The organism is Acinetobacter sp. P8-3-8 (assembly GCF_000214135.1).
Taxonomy (GTDB): Bacteria; Pseudomonadota; Gammaproteobacteria; order Pseudomonadales; family Moraxellaceae; genus Acinetobacter.
In genome coordinates this window covers 29,091-49,264 of record NZ_AFIE01000005.1, presented here as the reverse complement: position 1 = coordinate 49,264, position 20,174 = coordinate 29,091, and the positions used below count along the sequence as shown (strand labels likewise).

General features: G+C 39.5%; 18 protein-coding genes. 3 read left to right on the top strand and 15 right to left on the bottom strand.

Annotated features, from left to right (window positions below):
- Window positions 1-43 precede the first annotated feature (43 nt).
- The 4 genes from GGG_RS0103990 to GGG_RS0103975 form a co-directional block, all read right to left on the bottom strand.
- Window positions 44-256, bottom strand: a complete 213-nt coding sequence (locus GGG_RS0103990; protein ID WP_010112463.1) for a hypothetical protein — start codon at window positions 254-256, stop codon at window positions 44-46.
- A 90-nt stretch (window positions 257-346) separates the two neighbouring features.
- Window positions 347-1,000, bottom strand: coding sequence for an adenylate kinase (adk, locus tag GGG_RS0103985; RefSeq protein ID WP_010112460.1), 654 nt, complete (start codon window positions 998-1,000; stop codon window positions 347-349).
- An 83-nt stretch (window positions 1,001-1,083) separates the two neighbouring features.
- On the bottom strand, window positions 1,084-2,400 hold the full coding sequence (locus GGG_RS0103980) for a membrane protein (protein WP_010112458.1): 1,317 nt from the start codon (window positions 2,398-2,400) through the stop codon (window positions 1,084-1,086).
- A 64-nt stretch (window positions 2,401-2,464) separates the two neighbouring features.
- Window positions 2,465-3,007 carry a hypothetical protein gene (locus GGG_RS0103975; protein WP_010112456.1) on the bottom strand — a complete coding sequence of 181 codons (543 nt, stop codon included), beginning with the start codon at window positions 3,005-3,007 and terminating at the stop codon, window positions 2,465-2,467.
- Window positions 3,008-3,247: 240 nt separating this feature from the next.
- Between GGG_RS0103975 and mrdA the strand changes: the two genes are divergently transcribed.
- Window positions 3,248-5,335, top strand: a complete 2,088-nt coding sequence (gene mrdA / locus GGG_RS0103970; protein ID WP_010112455.1) for a penicillin-binding protein 2 — start codon at window positions 3,248-3,250, stop codon at window positions 5,333-5,335.
- 4 nt (window positions 5,336-5,339) lie between these two features.
- The gene (gene rsmD, locus GGG_RS0103965; RefSeq protein WP_029574434.1) at window positions 5,340-5,897 is read left to right on the top strand and encodes a 16S rRNA (guanine(966)-N(2))-methyltransferase RsmD; all 558 of its coding nucleotides are present in this window, start codon (window positions 5,340-5,342) and stop codon (window positions 5,895-5,897) included.
- Window positions 5,898-5,966: 69 nt separating this feature from the next.
- Here the strand turns inward: rsmD and GGG_RS0103960 are convergent, their stop codons facing one another.
- Both GGG_RS0103960 and GGG_RS21215 read right to left on the bottom strand, forming a co-directional pair.
- The gene (locus GGG_RS0103960; protein WP_010112453.1) at window positions 5,967-6,188 is read right to left on the bottom strand and encodes a hypothetical protein; all 222 of its coding nucleotides are present in this window, start codon (window positions 6,186-6,188) and stop codon (window positions 5,967-5,969) included.
- 161 nt (window positions 6,189-6,349) lie between these two features.
- Complete coding sequence (locus tag GGG_RS21215) at window positions 6,350-6,910, bottom strand: hypothetical protein (RefSeq protein ID WP_029574433.1); 561 nt, start codon at window positions 6,908-6,910, stop codon at window positions 6,350-6,352.
- Window positions 6,911-7,210: 300 nt separating this feature from the next.
- On the opposite strand from GGG_RS21215, the gene GGG_RS0103950 reads away from it, so the two are divergent.
- On the top strand, window positions 7,211-7,972 hold the full coding sequence (locus GGG_RS0103950; protein ID WP_029574432.1) for a 3-oxoacyl-ACP reductase: 762 nt from the start codon (window positions 7,211-7,213) through the stop codon (window positions 7,970-7,972).
- A 93-nt stretch (window positions 7,973-8,065) separates the two neighbouring features.
- On the opposite strand, the gene sucD is transcribed toward GGG_RS0103950, so the two are convergent.
- The 9 genes from sucD to sdhC form a co-directional block, all read right to left on the bottom strand.
- Complete coding sequence (gene sucD / locus GGG_RS0103945) at window positions 8,066-8,956, bottom strand: succinate--CoA ligase subunit alpha (RefSeq protein ID WP_010112447.1); 891 nt, start codon at window positions 8,954-8,956, stop codon at window positions 8,066-8,068.
- A gap of 12 nt (window positions 8,957-8,968) precedes the next feature.
- The gene (gene sucC / locus GGG_RS0103940) at window positions 8,969-10,135 is read right to left on the bottom strand and encodes an ADP-forming succinate--CoA ligase subunit beta (protein WP_010112445.1); all 1,167 of its coding nucleotides are present in this window, start codon (window positions 10,133-10,135) and stop codon (window positions 8,969-8,971) included.
- A gap of 170 nt (window positions 10,136-10,305) precedes the next feature.
- Window positions 10,306-11,742: a dihydrolipoyl dehydrogenase gene (lpdA, locus tag GGG_RS0103935; protein ID WP_010112443.1), complete on the bottom strand. Its 1,437-nt coding sequence runs from the start codon at window positions 11,740-11,742 to the stop codon at window positions 10,306-10,308.
- Window positions 11,743-11,874: 132 nt separating this feature from the next.
- Complete coding sequence (gene odhB, locus GGG_RS0103930; protein ID WP_010112442.1) at window positions 11,875-13,086, bottom strand: 2-oxoglutarate dehydrogenase complex dihydrolipoyllysine-residue succinyltransferase; 1,212 nt, start codon at window positions 13,084-13,086, stop codon at window positions 11,875-11,877.
- Window positions 13,086-15,923: a 2-oxoglutarate dehydrogenase E1 component gene (locus GGG_RS0103925; protein WP_010112441.1), complete on the bottom strand. Its 2,838-nt coding sequence runs from the start codon at window positions 15,921-15,923 to the stop codon at window positions 13,086-13,088. The genes odhB and GGG_RS0103925 overlap by 1 nt, the downstream gene beginning before the upstream one ends.
- Window positions 15,924-16,498: 575 nt before the next feature.
- On the bottom strand, window positions 16,499-17,209 hold the full coding sequence (locus GGG_RS0103920) for a succinate dehydrogenase iron-sulfur subunit (RefSeq protein WP_010112440.1): 711 nt from the start codon (window positions 17,207-17,209) through the stop codon (window positions 16,499-16,501).
- A gap of 14 nt (window positions 17,210-17,223) precedes the next feature.
- Window positions 17,224-19,122, bottom strand: a complete 1,899-nt coding sequence (sdhA, locus tag GGG_RS0103915; protein ID WP_010112438.1) for a succinate dehydrogenase flavoprotein subunit — start codon at window positions 19,120-19,122, stop codon at window positions 17,224-17,226.
- A gap of 12 nt (window positions 19,123-19,134) precedes the next feature.
- Window positions 19,135-19,500, bottom strand: a complete 366-nt coding sequence (gene sdhD / locus GGG_RS0103910) for a succinate dehydrogenase, hydrophobic membrane anchor protein (RefSeq protein ID WP_010112436.1) — start codon at window positions 19,498-19,500, stop codon at window positions 19,135-19,137.
- The gene (sdhC, locus tag GGG_RS0103905) at window positions 19,500-19,898 is read right to left on the bottom strand and encodes a succinate dehydrogenase, cytochrome b556 subunit (protein ID WP_010112434.1); all 399 of its coding nucleotides are present in this window, start codon (window positions 19,896-19,898) and stop codon (window positions 19,500-19,502) included. Before sdhC ends, sdhD begins: the two co-directional genes overlap by 1 nt.
- Between the last annotated feature and the right edge of the window lie 276 nt (window positions 19,899-20,174).

Genomic DNA, 20,174 nt, shown 5'->3' with positions numbered 1-20,174 from the left:
TTTAAAATGAAACTTTATTAAAACACTACTTCTTATTTTCTAACTATTTTTTTAGCTTTTCAAGTCGCTTATGTTCTTCCGCGACTTGCGGATGTACTTGTTGTTGTCCAGCTTGAGATCGCCCAGATTTACGCATTTCACGGCGCTGTTGCAGTTCTTCTTTTTGCGCTTTGCGAAGTAGCTTAAAACTTAAAAAAAGTAAGCCAAATAAAAAAACAATACTTAAAATAACCAAGGCAATTAATGCAATTTTCATTGTCTACGCTACTCTAGTAAAAAAAGAGACCTAATATGAATCAGGTCTCTTTGATTGTCAAAGCTTTAAAATCATGCTTTGAATACAGTCTTATTTATCTAAGATTGCAAATAAATCTTTTTGAACATCTTCAATTGCACGCAAGCCATTTAACTTGTCATACGTCGGTGCATTTTCACCAGAAGCTGCACGACCTTGGTAGAAACCAACAAGTTGTTCAGTTTCAGTATGATAAGAACCTAAGCGCTTACGAATCGTTGCTTCTTCATCATCAGGACGTTGAACAAGATCTTCACCCGTTTCATCATCTTTACCTTCCACTTTAGGCGGATTATAAATTGTATGATAAACACGACCAGAAGCAGGATGCTGACGACGACCTGAAAGACGTTTTACGATTTCTTCATCAGGCACATCAATTTCGATAACGTGATCAATCGTGATACCTTCTTTCTCTAAAGCATCAGCTTGAGGAATCGTACGTGGGAAACCGTCAAAGATACAACCGTTTACACAATCAGGTTGTGCAATACGTTCTTTCACTAAACCAATAATAAGTTCATCAGAAACTAAACCGCCTGACTCCATTACACTTTTAGCTTTAAGACCTAATTCAGTACCTTCACGAATCGCAGCACGGAGCATATCACCGGTTGAAATTTGTGGGATATTGTAGCGCTTACAGATCAACTGAGCTTGTGTACCTTTGCCTGCTCCAGGTGGTCCAAGTAATATAATGCGCATAAAAAAACATCCTCATTTAAAACAATATGTATGATACCGTTTGCCATGACAAATTAAAATTTGTCATCGGAATGGCATCTAAATTATATGAAAGCCACAAACAAATGTATTAAACCTGCAAAAAATCCAGTGACACCGCCCAATACAATCAAAATCCATTCGTCTTCCCTAAAAGCGGGACGTAATAAGTTCTGAAACTCTGTCGGTGTTAATTCACGAATACGTTCTTTAAACATCTGAAAGATTTTCTTTGCACGGCTCGCATTAAACGCAGGGTCGCAAACAGGTACCATCGTAATTTCAATTGATCGATCAATCAAGTCTGTCTTGAGTTTTGCGTATTCACTCGGACCTATTGACAATTGCAAAGCAGTACGAATTAACGGTGATTCCATAATGACATTCACATGACGTTTGATAATACGTCGTGTTTTGTCCTTTTTGGGCCCATACATCATTTCACTCATAATCGATTTTAACGTAATCAGGTCTTCTGTGACTACACTTGCAAAAACATCAGAAACTTCTTCTTGGCGCTTCATAAAAGCACCTTGCACATTATACGTCCCGATGCGAGGAATGACAGGCTTAATCCATGGAAATTTACGATTTTTAGTTAATTCAAAGAATTGAGGATAACGAACGTAATGCGGTTCAACAGGGTTAAACACCATCCAAATGGCAATCCAGTTAGTCAAGAAGCCCCAAATTGCCGCGAAAAATGGAACTGTCCAGTGTTGTGGCACGAACACATAAACGAACATTTGGAAAATACCAAAGAATGCACCAATGAGTGCACTAATATGCCAAATGAAGTTAATTTCTTTTTGTCCCACTTTAAGGAACATATAAACCATTAAACGACGATCGCCTTCCATTTGACGGACAATCATTTCTTTCATGTCAACCAAAGATTCAACGCTCATGGTGAGCTCAGTCACCAAATCTTTTAGAATCCCTGGCATTTGCTTATGCGCTTGACCGTAAATTCTTCGTTTAATTGAATAAGGCAGGTTTTCCCACAATGTCGCATTACGATCAATCATCACTTCATCGATCAAATGCTCTAACTCAAAACCGACTTGTTCACCAATGATCCGAGCCATGTCTTCAGGATCCATCGCTTCAAGGAATTCCTTGAGTGATCCTAATTTAGACAGCGTGTTATCAGTGATAATACCAGAGATACGTCCAGCTTTACGTGGCACAATACCCTGCCAACCCACGGGTAATGGGCCGATGTGAAAACCCCAGAATTTAATTGGATAAAAAACCATTTTCAGGGCCATCCACACGTGAGCCCATGTGACAAAGGCTGTTACGGGGATGATACTTAATATGGCAAGATGATCTGGTCGGGCTGTAAAAGCGTGCCACAAATCACTAACGTATTCCAACATGCATGACTCTCGTATTTATTTCTATATTTGCGGGCAAAAGATATTCATAACATCATCATCAATTTTAAAAGCCTAGACTTAATGTGTACGCAAATTGTATTTGCGGTCTAGTTTCTACGATCATCTTGCCATTTTTATCATGTAGTTCACTACCTGCACCCATACCAACACTGAAAGTACTGATACGTTCTTTATTTAATAAGACGTAAGACAAATCACCACCTGCACCGTATTGAACTTCATCTTTTCCATCCACCGTCTTACTTTGCAGTGATCCACCATAAATACCTAAATAGAAACCATTCTTATCTGTTCCATTCAATGCTACAGGTATGCGGTAACCAATTTGCCCACCAAACTTATGATCATCATTGTAAAATGAACCCAGTTTAACGTAAGCAATACCATAAGGATTTACCCACTCACCATTTAAGTGAATCAATCTTTGCGTAACACCAGCTCCAAAATTCCATTTAGATGCGTCTTCTGGTTTAATTTTCGCTTCTGGTAAAAGCTTTTCCACATCTCTTGGTAAACTATCTCTCGTATTTGCATGTGCAAAATTCCCAACTGCCACAAGCAATAATAAGGGAAATATTTTTTTCATTATTTTCTCCATTACCCCTAACCTTTTACTTAGGTCGAATTTATTTATCCGTAATTTTTTGACTTTAACAGAATTATTTTACAACTCATATACAAATCACTATAAATTTGCTGTCTACAAAGTCAAAGCTCTGTATATTTTTCATGAGAATGTGAGGTTTTTTATAATTAACCACATTTTTGGGGTAAAATGTTTCGCCCCGCAGTTATCCCTCTTTTGAGTACTTTAAGCCGACGACGTATGAAGCAGCAGTTTCCTCTTAAAAATGTTCAACAAGAAAAACGCATTTTTCGCAGTCGTGTTTTTTTTGCGATTGGAATCGTGTCATTTTTTATGTGTCTACTGGTTTCACGTTATGCTTATTTACAAATTTTTCATCATCAAGAATTTAGTGAAGCTTCTGATAAAAACCGTATTCGTTTACAACCGATCGCACCTGCGCGTGGCTATATTTATGATCGGAATGGTATTTTACTCGCAGATAATTATCCGGTTTTTACCGCAACACTCAGTCGTGCGGATGTAGAAGATATTGATGATACTATTCAGCGTCTTACCCCGATTTTAAATATTACCCAAGATGATATTGATCGTTTTAATAGCCGAATAAAAACGTCAAAGAAAACAGAACGCGTCACTTTAAAATTGAATTTAACTGAAACAGATATTGCACGTTTTAGCGAAGTGAAATTTCAGTTCCCCGGTGTCAATATTGAAACTCAAATGACACGTTATTATCCACATGGCGAATTATTTGCCCATGTGATTGGCTATGTCGGACGAATTAACGACAAAGAACTCAAATCAATTGATAAAGAAAGCTATGCAGGAACCAACCTGATTGGGAAAATTGGTGTCGAAAAGTCCTATGAAGAATTATTGCATGGTGTACCGGGTTATGAGTCGATTGAAGCAGATGCACACGGTAATGTCCTTCGTCATTTAGGACGTAAAGAATCGACCCGTGGTAATGATTTATACTTGTCATTGGATTATGGTCTACAAACAGTTGCTGCTGAGCAGCTTAAAGATCGTCGTGGTGCAATTGTTGCCATTGACCCACGTACTGGGGAAATCCTTGCTTTAGTTTCGAGCCCTAGTTTCAATCCTAATTTATTCGTTACAGGCATTAGCACAGCTGATTATAGTGGTTTACGAGATAATTTAGACCAACCTTTATATAACCGTGCTGTGCAAGGTTCTTATCCACCAGGTTCTACCATTAAACCTATGGAAGCCATGGGCGGAATTCATTATAAAACTGTAGATTGGAATACTGCTATTTCTGATCCAGGTTATTTCCATTTACCAGGCGATTCACATAAATTCCGTGACTGGAAAAAAACAGGTCATGGTAGTGTCAATATGCACAAATCTATCGTTGTGTCTTGTGATACTTATTTCTATATCCTGTCTTACCAAATGGGTATTGATAAGATGAATGCATGGATGCGCCAATTTGGTTTTGGTGAAAAAACTGGCGTAGATTTACCAAGTGAAAGTACAGGTTTATACCCAAGTCCTGAATGGAAAATGCGTACCCGAAAAAGCAAATGGTTAAAAGGTGAAACCATTTCTGTGAGTATTGGTCAGGGTGCATTTACCGCTACACCTTTACAATTGGCAATGGCGACGGCAATTACAGCCAACCACGGTGCGCATGTCATTCCACACGTACTTCGTGAATCTAAAGGTGCAAAAAAACATCCTGTACTCAATGCGCCGACAGGTAAAATTAATTTCAGCGGAACAGATGCCGATTGGGTCAAAATGCGCGATGCAATGGTGGATGTGATCCAAACTGGTACAGGACGTGGTATTCGTACACCGATGTACCAAATCGCAGGTAAAACAGGAACAGCACAGGTTAAAAGTATTGCTCAAGGCAAACGCTATAACGAAGCACTTTTAACTGAGCGCCAACTCGATCATGGTTTATTTGTTGGTTTCGCCCCTGCTGAAAATCCTGAAATTGCCATTGCAGTAGTTTGGGAAAATGGTAAGCATGGTGGTTCGGCAGCACAACTTGCCCGTCCAGTATTTGATTACTGGTTATTAACACGCAAGAAAAAACCAATTGTACCTTTAAGCCATCAAGTCAGTGGTGGTTTGATGACTGCGGGGATTAAGCCAGGTGAATTACCAAGTGGCGACGTCTCATTATCGGCGAATCCAAATGCAGTGCCTAAGCCAAAACCGAATGCAACAACGCAACCTGCAACGCAGAATACTCCTCAGACCAATCATAGTAATGTAAGCACTCCTGCGAGTTCGACGCCGACACAGCAAGCAACTCCAGTCGCAACACAGGCAGATATTAGTGAATAATAGAATAAAAAATCAATTACGTATTATTGGTGGAGAATGGAAGCGTCGCGTTCTCCCCTTCGCTGATGTTGATGGACTACGCCCAACACCTGATCGTGTTCGTGAAACCCTATTTAACTGGTTAATGTGGGATATTCAGAATGCTCACGTACTAGACCTATGTGCAGGTTCAGGTGCGCTAGGCTTTGAAGCTTTGTCACGTGGCGCACGCCAAGTCATTATGGTCGAGCCAAACCCTAAGCAAGCCAAAGTATTGAAAGATAACATTCAATTACTTAAAGCTGAAAATTGCCAATTAAAACTGCAAACTGCACAACAGACGCTGCTTAGCCTGAATGAAAATGAACAATTTGATGTGGTATTTCTAGATCCACCTTATAGCCTAAACTTGTGGGAAGAATTGGCTGAAAAAGTAGATCAATATCTTAAAAATGATGCATTTATTTATGTAGAAGCAGATCGTCCTCTACATCAATTGACACTACCTTCGACATGGCAATTGCAAAAACAAACCAGAGCTGGCGTTGTTCATGCTGGATTATTTAAAAAGCAAACAGTATAAATTTCACAATAAAAATGGGCTGATTGAGCCCATTTTTAATGAAGATTACTTTATATATTGATTTATATTTTAGTCATCTCTTCGATCTCGACGATCTTTATCTCTTTCATGACGATCATCATCTCGTTTATGCTCCCAACGATTTCGATCATGTCGATCCCAACGACCATCAGAATCATGCCTATGCTCATGGCGGTTATCATAACGATCAGGATAATCATCATAGGGCGCAACAATACATCCTGTGAGTGAAATTCCAATTAAACTCAATAATGCTATTTTCTTGATCATGGCTGAACATCCTATTCGACTGATGAATATTAATTTACTGAATAATAATTTAACGAGATAGAATGGAGATCAATGCAAGCTTCTGTTTCAAGTTGTACAGCTTTCATCATTTTTTATTCATGATTAGAAAGCTTATCAATTTCACTGGACAGAATATTCAATTAATAAGTCAAAGTTCTTAGCCAGTAAAGACGTAATAACTGCCCACGATCATATGGGAAATTAGATATATATTCATAACCAATTTTATTTAACTGATTGATTTTAATTTCCATACCATAACCAAAAGAAAGAATAAGTTCGTTTCCACTTGTATTGGAATTGGTTGGATTTAATAGTGTATTTTTCAATTGTTGAACATTATAAGCTGTGTAATTGAAAATACGGACACGATCATTTTCATAAAATCCATTGTTCAAAATTGAATAATCATTCACCTCTTTATCATGTGCTTCAGCGAGTTTCTTCTGCTCGTCCGCTTGATCAAAAAAAGAACTTTCCTGTGTATCATTAAAATTACTTAGGCTATTTTCTTGAGTTTGAAGATTAAATAAAGGCGCTGTTTGAAACGGAGGAAACTCTTCAATCGTATTATTATTTTTATCAATAAATTGCGAATTCGGCCCTATTGCCGATTCTTGTTCTGCAAATACGAGATCAGCCGCATAGCCATATCCAATCATGCTAGATGATAGAATTAAGCTACTGATGATCCTTTTCATTTGCATTTCATCTTGTAAAAGATAATTTTCTAAAATATAGCACATTTACACTTTTAAATGAGAAGCCACCATTTAAACCCATTTGAGTTCCACCAATAGCATTTCAATTTCATTACATTTGCACACCTTAGCATAGTATTTACTGTTACTCGTAAGCACTTTTATTTCAATCAATATAAAAATAAGTTCATCATTTTATGTGGTATTTTCCCTCAATAGAAACAAGGAAAAATCGGCTCGTCTGGAGACTAATTTTTAATGCTATGATCAATATTTCCCTTTCTCAGTTGGGTTTTAATCATAGAAATACGTGATCAAATTATTCTTGTCACGGGTGGTGCACGTGGTTTAGGACTAGCCATTACCCATGTACTGATTCGTGAAGGTGCTAGAGTTGTTGTGAACTATTTCAATAGTGAAGAATCTGCGCAACAACTAGCCAAGGAACATCCTGATCAGATTTTTATCTACAAAGCTGATATTACTGATGCCGAACAAATCAAAACCATGTTTACAAAAGCTAAAATGCATTATGGACATGCCATTACATCGGTGATTAACAATGCTTTATTGTCTTTTAAATTTAACGGTGATCAGCGTCCTAAAGTTGAAACTTTAAGCTGGAATAACATGCAACAACAGTTAGATAGTGCTGTCAAAGCCATATTAAATACCACTCAAGCTGCTTTAGATGATATGAAAAAAGATCATTTTGGACGAATTATTAATATTGGGACAAATTTAGTTCAAAACCCTGTGGTGCCTTACCATGACTATACCGCTGCTAAAGCTGCATTATTAGCATTCACACGTACCACTTCGCATGATTTGGGACAATACGGCATTAATGTAAATATGCTGTCTGGTGGCTTATTACGAAAAACTGATGCCAGTGGTGCAACACCCGATCAAGTTTTTGATTTAATTGCCACATCAACACCACTTCAACAAGTGACTACGCCCGAACAATTCGCAGATGCAGTATTACTGTTCTTATCTCCTTGGTCACGTGCAGTAACGGGTCAAAATTTAATTGTCGATGGCGGTTTAGTCAAAGGTTAATCTGCTTAAATTTTCAGAAACAAATTCTTGAAGCAAAAAATGGGAGTCTATTGACTCCCATTTTCACATTTCAGATAGCGTTTAGGCTTTAGATTAAACTAAACCTTTGCTCTTCAATACTTCGTGCATTGTTGAACCAAGTTCAGCAGGGCTACGTGTATAAGCCATACCTGCTTTTTCAAATGCAGCAAATTTTTCTTCAGCAGTACCTTTACCACCTGAAATAATTGCACCTGCATGGCCCATACGTTTACCTTTAGGCGCAGTTACACCCGCAATATAACCAACCACAGGTTTAGTTACATTAGATTGGATATATTCAGCAGCTTCTTCTTCAGCAGTACCACCAATTTCACCAATCATGATGATTGCTTCAGTTTGAGGATCTTCTTGGAAAAGTTTTAAGCAATCAATTTGGTTCATACCTGGAATTGGGTCACCACCGATACCGATACATGTCGATTGACCTAAACCAAGCTTAGTTGTTTGAGCAACAGCTTCATACGTCAATGTACCAGAACGTGAGATGATTCCGATTTTACCTGGTTGATGAATATGACCTGGCATGATCCCGATCTTACATTCACCCGGTGTGATAATACCTGGACAGTTAGGGCCGATTAAACGTGCATTATTACCATAGGTTTCAAGGTAACGTTTCGCTTTCAGCATATCTAAAGTAGGTACGCCTTCTGTGATAACCACAATCAGCTCAACACCCGCATCAATTGCTTCGATTACTGAATCTAAAACAAATGGTGCAGGCACGTAGATTGACGTTGCATTTGCACCAGTTTCTTTTACAGCTTCACGCATGGTATTGAAAACAGGTAAACCAATATGCGTTTGACCGCCTTTGCCCGGTGTTACACCACCTACAACTTTTGTACCGTATGCAATCGCTTGTTCAGAATGGAAAGTACCATTCTTACCAGTGAAACCTTGTACCAATACTTTTGTGTCTTTATTTACTAATACGCTCATGATTGATACTCCTTACGCTTTCACTGCAGCAACAATTTTTTCTGCGGCATCAGCTAAACCGTTCGCAGAAATTAATTTTAAACCTGATTCATCAAGTAATTTTGCACCTAACTCAGCATTGTTCCCTTCTAAACGAACAACTACAGGTACAGTGACATTTACTTCTTGAACCGCTGCAATAATTGCCTCAGCAATCATGTCACAACGTACAATACCACCGAAGATATTGATCAGAACGCCTTGTACAGAAGAATCTGAAAGAATAATTTTGAACGCTTCAATAACGCGATCTTTGGTTGCACCGCCACCAACATCAAGGAAGTTTGCAGGTTGACCACCATACAGTTTAATGATGTCCATGGTCGCCATTGCAAGACCTGCACCATTCACCATACAACCAATGTTACCTTCAAGAGCAACATAGTTCAGGTCAAATTCAGATGCTTTTAATTCACGCTCATTTTCTTGAGATTTATCACGCATTGCTGCAATTTCAGGTAAACGATAAAGCGCATTTGAGTCGATACCCACTTTGGCATCTACACATAAAATGTCACCATTTTCACGAACTGAAAGTGGGTTGATTTCAAATAAAGCAAAGTCATTGTCTACAAATGCTTTATAAGCAGCACTCATGATCGTTACAAATTGGTTGATTTGCTTATCTTTTAAGCCCAATTGGAATGCAACATCACGTGCTTGGAATGGAAGCAATCCAACTAGTGGATCTACTTCTACTTTGATAATTTTTTCAGGAGTTTCTTCTGCAACTTTTTCAATTTCAACACCGCCTTCAGTCGATGCCATAAAAGTTACACGACGGCTAGAACGGTCTACAACCGCACCAAGATATAATTCACGTTCTACAGGATAAACGTCTTCACAAACAAGAATGCTATTTACAGGTTGACCATTTGCATCTGTTTGATATGTAACTAAACGAGTACCTAGGAGATTTTTTGCGTATTCAGCTGCTTCTTCTTTAGATTTAACAACTTTCACGCCACCAGCTTTACCACGTCCACCAGCATGAACCTGTGCTTTCATGACAGCGAATTTACCTTCAATTTGATCAAAGGCAGCTGCTGCTTCTTCTGGCGTTGTAATTAAAATGCCTTCTTGAACTGGCATACCATATTTTTTTAACAGCGCTTTCGCTTGATACTCATGTAAATTCATTTTTTACCTTTTACTACTTTTCACATTGTTATGACACACCAACGATTAGACATCCATCTCTCTAACCATTGGCATTTATTAAAATTTGTTCTTTTACCAACAGATAGTGATTCGATTTTGAATCACTATCCAAATCCCAAAAGAGCGGTCGAAACCGCTCCATTTAGATTTTATTTGCGTTTACGCTGAATTGCGTGAATCGCACGCCCATCAACAGCAAGTGCTGCTTCATGAACGACTTCTGAATAAGTAGGGTGACCAAAAGTCATCAATTGTAAGTCTTCAACAGAAGATACAAACTCAAGTGCAATCATGCCTTGGTGAACGATATCAGAAGCGCCTGGGCCAATAATATGCATACCCAATAGACGATCAGTTTTTGCATCTGCAACAAACTTCACGAAACCAGCAGATTCGTTTGCAGCTAAAGCACGGCCATTCACAGCAAATGGGAATTGACCAGTTTTAACTTCGTGACCTTTTTCTTTGGCTTGTTCTTCAGTCAAACCTACCCATGCCGCTTCTGGATGAGTATAGATGACTGAAATGATGGTGTCATAGTTGATTTGAGCAGCATGACCATGCATACGTTCAACAACCATTACACCCTCTTCCATTGCTTTATGTGCAAGCATTGGACCACGTACCAAGTCACCAATTGCATATACGCCATCAACAGAAGTCGCACACCAATCGTTTACGTCAACTAGACCACGATCAGTCAATTTAATGCCTGAATCTTCAGCCAATAAACCTTCTGCATATGCTTTACGACCAACACAAACGATTAATTTATCGAAAGTTTCAGTTTTATCTTCACCAGCTTGGTTGTATTGAACAGTTACTTCACGACCGTTGATTTCTGTACCAGAAACTTTTGCACCAATACGGATATCTAAGCCTTGTTTTGTCAAAAGCTTTTGATAATCTTTTGCCAAAGCTTTGTCAGCCATTGGTAAGAATGTATCTAATGCTTCAAATACAACAACTTCAGAACCTAGACGACGCCATACTGAACCAAGCTCAAGGCCGATTACACCTGCACCAATCACACCAAGACGTTTAGGTACTTCTTGGAATTCTAATGCACCAGTTGAATCTACAATTAGATCTTCATCAACTTTAGCCACTGGAATATTTACAGGAACTGAACCAGTTGCAAGGATCACGAATTTAGGTTCTAAAACTTGTACTTCACCACCATCTAAAGGTGTGAATTCAACTTTTTTACCAGCAAGTAACTTACCAGTACCTTGTAACCACTCGATGCCATTACCTTTCAATAATTGAGCAACACCGCCAGTCAAATTATCTACAACTTTATCTTTACGTGCTAAAAGTTTAGCCAAGTCAAGTTGTACATTTTCAACGGTGATCCCGTGAACATCCAAGCCATGAAGCGTATCTTCATAGTGATGAGAAGAATCAAGTAATGCTTTAGAAGGGATACAACCTACGTTTAAGCAAGTACCACCTAGAGATGGTTTACCTTTGTGTACACGTTTTTCGATACATGCAACTTTAAAACCAAGTTGTGCAGCACGAATCGCTGCTTCATAACCACCTGGTCCACCGCCAATTACAACTAAATCAAACTGTTGAGACATTTTTATCTCCATTTTTATCTCTACTAATACCCTTCTTTAAAAAGAGAAGGAATTTCCACAGGTCTGAATGATATGACTCGTGAAAGTCCCCCTTTGATAAAGGGGGATTTAGAGAGATTTTTAAATATAAAATTATAGGTCAAGGATAAGTTTAGCTGGTTCTTCAAGTAACTCTTTAACTGTTACCAAGAAACCTACAGCTTCTTTACCATCGATCATACGATGGTCATAAGAAAGTGCTAAGTACATCATTGGGAGAATTTCAACTTGACCATTTACTGCCATAGGACGCTCTTGGATCTTATGCATACCTAAAATAGCAGTTTGTGGTTGGTTCAAAATTGGTGTTGAAAGCAATGAACCGAAAGTACCACCATTGGTAATCGTGAAAGTACCACCAGTCATATCTTCGATAGACAATTTACCTTCACGTGCTTTAGCAGCATATGCAGCAATACCTGACTCAACTTCAGCATAGTTCATACGGTCTGTATCACGTAATACAGGAACCACTAAACCACGATCAGAAGAAACTGCAACACCGATGTCATAGTAACCGTGATAAACGATATCATCGCCATCAATAGAAGCATTTACAGCAGGATAGCGTTTAAGCGCTTCAGTCACTGCTTTAACGAAGAATGACATGAAACCTAAACGAGCACCATGACGTTTTTCGAACGCATCTTTATATTGCTTACGCATTTCCATGACTGGCTTCATGTTCACTTCGTTAAACGTCGTCAACATTGCAGTTTGCTGAGTTGCAGCAAGAAGACGTTCAGCAACACGCTTACGTAAACGCGTCATTGGAACACGTTTCTCGATACGTTCACCAACAGCTACGCTCAATGGCGTTACATTTGCAGCTGGTTTTGCTTGATGATTTGCAACGTCTTCTTTAGTAATACGACCACCACGACCAGTACCATCTACATCAGCAGCAGAAATACCTGTCTCAGTTAAAGCTTTACGTACTGCTGGCGCTTGATCTTGCACTTGAGCACGTTCTACTACAGGAGCAGCACCCGCTTCAGTTTGAGAAGAAGCTTGTTCAACTTTCTGTTCGCTTTGCACAGATTGAGTTTGAGCTGCGCCAGAAACAGCACCTTCTTCAAACATTGCAATCACTTCAGAAGAAAGAACCGTATCACCTTCATTTTTGATGATTGCAGAAATTGAACCGTCAGCAGGAGCAACAACCTCTAAAACAACTTTATCTGTTTCAATATCACAGATCACTTCATCACGTGAAACGGCTTCACCTGGTTGTTTATGCCAAGTTGCAATTGTTCCGTCAGCAACTGACTCTGGAAATACCGGTGCTTTAATTTCGGTTGCCATTATTTAGTTTCTCCTGATTGATCAGCTACGATCGCAAGTGCGTCATTCACGAGCTGAGCTTGTTGTTTTGCATGTAAATATGGTGAACCACAAGCCGGTGCAGCTGAAGCTTCACGACCTGCATAACTGATGCGAATTTGTTTACCAGAACTCATGACACCTTCATATAAACGAGGTGCGATGAATAACCAAGCACCTTGGTTCTTCGGCTCTTCTTGACACCAAACAAGCTCTTGAATGTTTGGATAAGTCGCAAGAACTTCAGCAATGCGTTTTTCTGGATAAGGATACAATTGCTCAACACGTACAATTGCGATATTCAAGTTTTGCTCACGGCGTTTTTCAAGTAAGTCGTAATAAACTTTACCACCACAAAGCACTAAACGTGTTACATCAGCTTTGTTGATTTGATCCACTTCATCAATCACAGTCTGGAATGTACCAGTTGCAAGTTCTTCCAAAGTAGAAGTTGCTAATTTGTGACGAAGTAATGACTTCGGAGACATGATGATCAACGGTTTACGAATCGGGCGAATCGCTTGACGACGCATGATGTGGAAAATTTGTGCAGGCGTAGTCGGTGTAATCACTTGCATGTTGTCTTCTGCGCAAAGCTGTAAGAAACGCTCTAAACGTGCAGAAGAATGCTCAGGACCTTGACCTTCAAAACCGTGTGGTAGAAGTAATGTTAAACCACAAACACGTTCCCACTTGGTCTCACCAGATGAAATGAACTGATCGATAACCACTTGCGCACAGTTTGCAAAGTCACCGAATTGAGCTTCCCAAATGATCAAGCTTTTTGGCAATGTTGTTGCATAACCATATTCAAAAGCAAGCACAGCCATTTCTGACAATAATGAGTCATAAATTGCAGTACGTGGCTGATTTTCTTTGATATGACACAATGGGATATAAACAGAACCATCAACTTGGTTGTGTAATTTCGCATGGCGATGCGAGAAAGTACCACGACCAACGTCTTCACCTGTCAAACGCACCAAGTAACCATCATCAAGGATTGTCGCATACGCTAAAACTTCTGCTGCACCCCAGTTTAACGGCATTTCACCTGTTTGCATTTTAAAGCGATCATCAATCACTTTAGCAACTTGGCGTTGCATAACGAAGCCTTCTGGAAGCTCACGCATTTTCGTACCAAGTTCTTTCAAACGCTCGATCGGGAAAGTTGTATCCCAGTCATCTGTATAGTCATGACCTAGATAAGGTTTCCAGTCTACAAACATTTTTTCATTTGGTTCTAGTACCAAAGCGTTTGCAACATGATTACCAGCTTCAAGGTCTTCACGATATTTTTCAACTAAAGCGTCTGCATCAGCACGTTCCAACACTTTTTCTTGTACCAATTTGTCAGCATAAAGCGTACGTGTCGTCGCTTTTTTGTTGATCACTTGATACATCATTGGTTGAGTTGCTGCTGGCTCGTCAGCTTCGTTATGACCACGACGACGGTAACAGAACATATCAATCACAACATCTTTACGGAATGTGTGACGGAAATCGTGTGCCAATTGAGAAACAAACAATACTGCTTCAGGGTCATCGCCATTCACATGGAAAATTGGCGCCTGAATCATTTTTGCGATGTCAGTACAATATTCTGTAGAACGTGCATCACGTGGATCAGATGTCGTGAAACCAACTTGGTTATTTACAACAATATGTACAGTACCACCAACCGTATAACCACGAGTTTGTGACATTTGGAAGGTTTCTTGGTTTACACCTTGACCTGCAAATGCAGCATCACCATGTACGATCACTGGCAATACATCATCACCACCAATATCTTTACGACGTACCTGACGAGCACGTACAGAACCTTCAACAACAGGCCCAACGATTTCTAAGTGTGATGGGTTAAATGCCAATGCCAAGTGAACTTCGCCACCTGGGGTCATTACATTTGAAGAGAAACCTTGATGGTATTTAACGTCACCAGAACCTTTTTTGTTCAGTGCTTTACCTTCAAACTCACCAAACAATTCAGCTGGGTTTTTACCCATGATGTTAACAAGTAAGTTTAAACGGCCACGGTGTGGCATACCAATCACAACTTCTTTACAACCTACAGCACCTGCACGTTGAATCAGTTCGTTGACCATTGGAATGAAAGATTCACCACCTTCCACACCAAAGCGTTTAGCACCAACGTATTTATTACCAAGGAATTTTTCTAAACCTTCAGCAGCAGTTAAACGCTCAAGGACATGTTTCTTTTGATCAGCATTGAATCCGAATTGACCACGCGCACTTTCTAGGCGTTGTTGAATCCAACGTTTTTCTTTGGTGTCAACGATGTGCATATATTCAGCACCAATAGAAGCACAATACGTCGCTTCCATTACGTTAACCATTTCACCTAGCGTTGCTTCAGATTTACCAATCGCAAGATTACCTGCATTAAATACAGTGTCTAAATCCGACTTGGTTAATCCATGTGCTGCAAGATCTAAATCAGGCACATCTTCACGTTTAGCCAAACCAAGAGGATCAAGTTTTGCTTTTTGATGACCACGGTTACGATATGCAGCAATCAGTTGTAATACGCCGATTTGACGACGTTCATGTTCAGTACTTACTTCGCTTTGCACGACAGGCTGAACACGACTTGAATTACGACCTAATAATAAGAATTGCTCACGAATATTTCCGTGTGGTTGATCACCTTTAGGGAATTTATCGAAATATTGACGCCAATCCTCACCTACTGAGGTCGGAGAAGAAAGGTACTGTTCGTAAAGCTCTTCAATATACGCTGCACTATCAGCGGAAAGTTCAGTGTCAAGACGCAGTGCGTCAGCAACTTCTTGCATTTGTGGACCCATTTCCTATTGCAAAAAACATTACAGGATGCCTTTTAAGCACTCCCATGATTGATCATGCCAAATCGGTAAATTGACATTCACCCACCAGGTACTAGTGACCACGGGGCGTTATAAACATTAGCTTGTACTAATGTATACAATGAATCATAACGCCCTCAATGGCATCATTACTCACATATACTCAACCGCAGTTGAGCAATTTTTTGCAAATCGACTTAGAAAAAACAAAAATTGGATTTGCCTTTTCTAAAGCGACTTATCAGATATGTTTATATATTATTTATAAACTGTTCTGAATCAGACTTATGTAGATAAAATGTACCAAAATACATGACATTTTTCACATATAGCTTTTTGTTAAATGCTAACATGAACTCACGCTTGGATTGATTTTTTTGACACATACCACTCATAAATTGGCGAAATACATACAAGAAATAATCAAATATCATCCGTCCATTTATATAAAAAATCTACATCAGCTATCATTTCACCTATTTCAACACAAAATCAATAAAAAAAGAGCGTACACCAAAATGATGTACGCCCTTTTTCATGCAGTATTAACCCGCTTGGTCGAGCAACATGCTACGGATATGACCGATCGCTTTTGTTGGATTCAAACCTTTAGGACATACAGATACACAGTTCATAATCCCTTTACAACGGAATAATGAGAACGGATCGTCAAGACGCGATAAACGGTCTTGAGTTGCAGTATCACGCGAATCAATGATGAAACGGTATGCATTTAACAATGCAGATGGACCTAAGAATTTATCAGGGTTCCACCAGAATGATGGGCATGACGTTGAACAACATGCACATAAAATACATTCATAAAGACCATTCAAATGATCACGCTCTTCCGGAGACTGTAAACGCTCCTTCGGTGGCGCAGGTTGATTATTGATTAGGAATGGCTGAATTTTGTCATACTGATCGTAGAACTGGTTCATATCCACAACTAAATCTTTAATCACAGGTAAACCTGGTAATGGACGAATCACGATTTTTTCAGGTAAATCGTTTAAATTCCATAAACAAGCTAGACCATTTTTACCATTGATGTTCACACCATCCGAACCACAAATACCTTCGCGGCAAGAACGGCGGAATGTTAATGATTCATCTTGTACTTTTAATGCAAGAAGCGCATCAAGCAACATACGGTGCTTATCAGTCAATTCTAGTTTAAAAGTTTGCATGTACGGTGCTTTATCCTTATCAGGATCATAGCGGTAGATTTCGAATGTACGAGTGCCTCTACTCATCTTTATTCTCCCAATTAGAATGTACGTGGCTTAGGTTCAATAGCTTCTACAGTCAATGGGCTGTAACGTACTGGCTTATATTCAAGATGATTATCACTTGAATACCATAAAGTATGTTTCATCCATTCATCATCACGACGACCATAAGAGTATGTCGGATGATCTGCTGGCAATTCATAATCAACCACTGTATGCGCACCACGACACTCTTTACGAGCAGCAGCAGAAATCAAGGTTGCTTTTGCGACTTCGTATAAGTTTTCAACTTCCAAAGCTTCAATACGCGCTGTATTAAATACTTTAGATTTGTCTTTTAAGTAGATATTGCGAACACGTGGTTCAATTGCAAGAATCTGCTTAACACCTTCATCAAGCAACGCTTGAGTACGGAATACACCTGCGTGATCTTGAACGATGTCACGAATTGCATCAGCAACTTCTTGAGCATTTTCACCAGAAGTCGACTCATCAAGATGACGAATACGCTTCATTGTATTGACTAAAGCAGTGGTAGGAACTGGAGTGTAATCATCACCGTGATGTTTAGTCACGTAATCGATGATGTGTTCACCAGCAGCTTTACCAAATACAACCAAGTCAAGCAGTGAGTTCGTACCTAAACGGTTTGCACCATGTACAGATACACAAGAACATTCACCAATTGCATAGAAACCTTTTACTGGTTTCGTATAGTTCATTTTACCATTGGTTGTATATTCTTTAGCTGCATGATCATAGCCCGCATGGAAGCCAGCTTCGTTCGCTTCAAACTCAGGAACAACCACTTGACCATGAATATTCGTAGGAATACCACCCATTTGATAATGGATTGTTGGTACAACTGGAATCGCTTCTTTCGTGATATCTACGTTTGCGAATTTTTTACCAATCTCAAATACAGATGGTAAACGCTTCATAATCGTATCAGCACCCAAGTGAGTCATATCAAGAAGGATATAATCACCTTTAGGACCACAACCACGACCTTCTTTGATCTCTTGGTCCATAGAACGTGATACGAAGTCACGAGGTGCCAAATCTTTCAAAGTTGGTGCATAACGTTCCATGAACGGTTCGCCGTCTTTGTTACGAAGAATTGCACCTTCACCACGACAACCTTCAGTTAACAATACACCTGCGCCCGCAACACCTGTTGGGTGGAACTGCCAGAATTCCATATCTTGTAATGGAATACCTGCACGAGCTGCCATACCAAGACCGTCACCAGTATTGATATATGCGTTTGTAGATGCACGGTAAACACGACCTGCACCACCTGTAGCGAACAATGTTGCTTTTGCTTGGAATACTGCGATTTTACCTGTTTCTTGGTCAATAGCAGTTACACCAATCACCGCACCTTCATCATCACGGATCAAATCAAGCGCAATCCACTCAACGAAGAATTGAGTACCCATTTTTACATTGCTTTGATAAAGCGTATGAAGAAGTGCATGACCTGTACGGTCAGCAGCAGCACATGCACGCGGCACAGCTTTTTCACCATAGTTTGCAGAGTGACCACCAAATGGACGTTGGTAAATTGTACCATCCGCATTACGGTCAAAAGGCATACCCATGTGTTCTAATTCATAAACAACTTTAGGTGCTTCACGACACATAAACTCGATTGCATCTTGGTCACCTAACCAGTCAGAACCTTTTACTGTGTCATAGAAGTGATAGTGCCAGTTATCATCTTGCATATTACCAAGAGATGCACCAATACCACCTTGCGCCGCAACAGTATGAGAACGTGTTGGGAAAACTTTAGTTAGGACAGCGACTTTCAAACCAGCTTGTGCAAGTTGATAAGAAGCACGCATACCTGAACCACCACCGCCTACGATAACTGCATCGAAAGCTTGGCTTGGAATATTTGAATAATCTTCTTTAGGGGTTATAGCGCCCATGACATCTTCCTATCAATTCGCCCAAAAAATCTGGATTGCCCAGATCGCATATGCAATAACAGCAATAATCACTGCCGATGTTAATACAATGCGTAAACCTGAAGCTGAAGGACCCATTTGACGAGTAGTCACATAATCTGTGAATACTTGCCACATACCAATCCAAGCATGCGCAACAAGCGATAAGACTGCCAATAAAGATAAAATCTTCATTGGTAGAGTCATCATAAAGCCGTTCCATTGTTCAAAGCTGAATCCACCATTACACAGAATCCAACCCAATACCACAACAGTATAAACAGCTAATACAACAGCACTAACGCGTTGGATATACCAGTCGCGTGAACCTGAACCCGTTAAACCTGTAGCACTTTTCATTAGAGAACAATCCATACAAATGATGCGACAACAGCGATCGCAGCCAAGATCAATGCGATAGTTGCTGCTACGCGGCCACTTTGAAGCTCTTCTGCAAAACCTAGGTCTGCAAGTAAGTGTTTAATACCCATAATGAAATGGAATAATAAACCAGCGACAAATACCCATACGACAAAACGTACAATAAAGCTATTGAAGACGGCTTGAACTTGAGCAAAACCTTCAGGCGAAGACAAAGACTTATCTAATAGCCACAAAAGTACCGGTACGAGTAAAAATACGATGACACCTGAAAGACGGTGTAGAATTGATGCAATAGCCACAGGGGATTTTAAGTTTACATCTAAAACTTGACCCATGGACAAATTGACAGGTCTGTTGCTTTTCACAGCGGGCATCCTGTAAGTAAAAACTCCATCCGGAGTTTGTTGGAATTAATTCGAAGGAAAGCTAGCATTGTCAGACAAAATCAATTGCCTGAACTTTAAACGACAACGAATTATAAAACGTCAACTGTCAAAACACAAACGATCAAAATCAGCTTTTCCTTTAAAAATCACTCAAATAAGAATCATTTACATTAACTTCAAAGCTAATTGATATAACTCTCCCTATCATTTCCAAGCTATCTCTTTATTTTTTATGAAATTTGCAAAAATCATTTTTATACATAA

What these genes read in the sequence shown, in the direction of transcription:
- GGG_RS0103990 (WP_010112463.1), bottom strand. Translation starts at nt 256, where the DNA reads ATGAAAATTGCATTAATTGCCTTGGTTATTTTAAGTATTGTTTTTTTA.
- adk (WP_010112460.1), bottom strand. Translation starts at nt 1,000, where the DNA reads ATGCGCATTATATTACTTGGACCACCTGGAGCAGGCAAAGGTACACAA.
- GGG_RS0103980 (WP_010112458.1), bottom strand. Translation starts at nt 2,400, where the DNA reads ATGTTGGAATACGTTAGTGATTTGTGGCACGCTTTTACAGCCCGACCA.
- GGG_RS0103975 (WP_010112456.1), bottom strand. Translation starts at nt 3,007, where the DNA reads ATGAAAAAAATATTTCCCTTATTATTGCTTGTGGCAGTTGGGAATTTT.
- mrdA (WP_010112455.1), top strand. Translation starts at nt 3,248, where the DNA reads ATGAAGCAGCAGTTTCCTCTTAAAAATGTTCAACAAGAAAAACGCATT.
- GGG_RS0103960 (WP_010112453.1), bottom strand. Translation starts at nt 6,188, where the DNA reads ATGATCAAGAAAATAGCATTATTGAGTTTAATTGGAATTTCACTCACA.
- GGG_RS21215 (WP_029574433.1), bottom strand. Translation starts at nt 6,910, where the DNA reads ATGAAAAGGATCATCAGTAGCTTAATTCTATCATCTAGCATGATTGGA.
- sucD (WP_010112447.1), bottom strand. Translation starts at nt 8,956, where the DNA reads ATGAGCGTATTAGTAAATAAAGACACAAAAGTATTGGTACAAGGTTTC.
- sucC (WP_010112445.1), bottom strand. Translation starts at nt 10,135, where the DNA reads ATGAATTTACATGAGTATCAAGCGAAAGCGCTGTTAAAAAAATATGGT.
- lpdA (WP_010112443.1), bottom strand. Translation starts at nt 11,742, where the DNA reads ATGTCTCAACAGTTTGATTTAGTTGTAATTGGCGGTGGACCAGGTGGT.
- odhB (WP_010112442.1), bottom strand. Translation starts at nt 13,086, where the DNA reads ATGGCAACCGAAATTAAAGCACCGGTATTTCCAGAGTCAGTTGCTGAC.
- GGG_RS0103925 (WP_010112441.1), bottom strand. Translation starts at nt 15,923, where the DNA reads ATGCAAGAAGTTGCTGACGCACTGCGTCTTGACACTGAACTTTCCGCT.
- GGG_RS0103920 (WP_010112440.1), bottom strand. Translation starts at nt 17,209, where the DNA reads ATGAGTAGAGGCACTCGTACATTCGAAATCTACCGCTATGATCCTGAT.
- sdhA (WP_010112438.1), bottom strand. Translation starts at nt 19,122, where the DNA reads ATGGGCGCTATAACCCCTAAAGAAGATTATTCAAATATTCCAAGCCAA.
- sdhD (WP_010112436.1), bottom strand. Translation starts at nt 19,500, where the DNA reads ATGAAAAGTGCTACAGGTTTAACGGGTTCAGGTTCACGCGACTGGTAT.
- sdhC (WP_010112434.1), bottom strand. Translation starts at nt 19,898, where the DNA reads ATGCCCGCTGTGAAAAGCAACAGACCTGTCAATTTGTCCATGGGTCAA.